Here is a 1,687-nt window from a genome sequence, read left to right on the forward strand (position 1 = left end):
CGGCGCGGCCCCGGATCCGGCCGGGACGGCCCTCCCAGCCCCGGATCCGGCCGGGACCCTCGGCCCGGATGCTGCGGGCGACGGGTTGACCAGCGGGCTGGGCCTGGAGGTCGGCGGTGCCGGCACGACCCCGATGGAGGCCGGCCCGACGGAGTTCCTTCGGCGGGTGGAACAGCGTGCCGGGGTCGACCCGGCCACCGCCAGGGCCGGAACCGGGGCCGTCTTCGCCACGTTGCGCACGGCGATGACGGTAGGGGAATTCCAAGCGATGGTGGCGCGACTGCCGCGCGACGGCGGTCTCTGACCCGGCCCGGTCGCGGGTCACCTCGCCGGCCGCCAGGTGACTCATGCCTCGGGCACGTCCTCGGGCTCGGTGACCCAGGCGGAGAAGACCGGCACCCCGTGCCACGGCCCCCTCGTTCCGTCGGCCCTGCTGTCGGTGGCGACGGCCACCACCGCGTACGGGTGGCCGAAGCGCAACTCGGCGGTGCGGGCCACACCCTCCGGCGGCATGCTGGTAATTCCGGCCATGCCGGTCACCGCCGCCGCCTCGAAGCCGTACCTGTCGAACCGGGCCACCGCCGTCTGCCGTGCCTTGAAGTCCTCCACCGGCAGCGCCAGCGCCGTCGCGAGCGTGGTCACCGCGGCGAGGAAACCGAGTGCCGGGGCCGTCAGGTCGTGGTCGTTCCGAGCGGACCAGCAGGGGAGGACAGCGTTGTGCCGCTCTTCGCGGCCGTCGCGGGCCCAGGTGTGTACCCGCTCCTCGGTCAGCGTCCAGAGCGGAGTCTCGCCGAGCGGCAGGTCGAACAGTGAGCGGCCGCCCGCCGGTGGGACGTTGTCGGCCGCCCCGGCGCTGAGGTCGTACGCGATGGCCAGCACCTCGGCCGGTGGCACCTGCGGCGCGGCGGCCACCGAGAGGACGACCAGCCCCGCGCCGTCGGTCGTCTGAGCGGGCGCGGCGTGCACGATCACGTCACCGGCCCGCGCGGTGGACACGATGGCGCAGCGGTGGCCCTCGCTCGGGCTGCGCAGTGCCCGCCGTAGTTGGCCGGCCCACGGGCTGTTGGCGCCGAGCGCGCGTGCGTCGGCGACGTCGAACGGGGTCGCCCAGGACACCCGGGTGGCCAACGCGCTGGCCAGGATGAACACCACCTCCGAGAGGGACACCTCATCCGACTCGAACTTCAGGGGAAACGTCTCGATCAGGCCGAGGGTGTGCTCGCGCGCCCAGGCGTTCAACCCGGCCTGATCGGGCAGTGCGCCGACCTCGGTCGTGCGGGGCAGCGCGGCCCGCCACGCCGCCGGTCCGTCGTCGCCCTGCCCCGCTGTGTGCCAGAGCGCGGTGGCGGACCCGACCAGCGGGTGCGGCGCGTCCAACAGTGTTCGGGCCACCTCGGCCGCGCTCGGCAGGTCGGTGCCCAGCGCCTGGGCCAGCTTCGCGGCGGCTCCGTCCGCTACGGCCGGATCAGTGTCGGCCGTCGTGGCGGTGACCGCGAGTAGCAGCCAGGCGCCGAGCGGGGAGGCGACGTGGTGCCTGTCGCCGACCGTCGCGTGCAGTCGCGCGGCGTACGCGGACAACGGGCCGTGCAGATCGCTCCTCATTCCCACACTCTGCCCGCCGACCCGGCTCACGACCACAGTTCGAACGGCTCGTCGATCTCCGTGCCGGCGAGAAAGGGGGTGATCA

The 1,687-nt window shown here is 74.3% G+C and carries 2 protein-coding genes; one reads left to right on the forward strand and one right to left on the reverse strand.

Annotated elements, in window-relative coordinates:
• On the forward strand, positions 1-304 hold a 304-nt coding region (locus ABZ749_RS34835; RefSeq protein ID WP_357235601.1), incomplete at its 5' end, for a DUF2267 domain-containing protein.
• 41 nt (positions 305-345) lie between these two features.
• Here ABZ749_RS34835 and ABZ749_RS34840 read toward each other — a convergent pair.
• A complete protein-coding gene (locus tag ABZ749_RS34840) occupies positions 346-1,602 on the reverse strand; it encodes a hypothetical protein (RefSeq protein ID WP_357235604.1) in 1,257 nt (418 codons plus the stop codon).
• Between the last annotated feature and the right edge of the window lie 85 nt (positions 1,603-1,687).

Origin of the sequence: Micromonospora sp. NPDC047753 (genome assembly GCF_040642735.1) — a bacterium.
Classification (GTDB): domain Bacteria; phylum Actinomycetota; class Actinomycetes; order Mycobacteriales; family Micromonosporaceae; genus Micromonospora.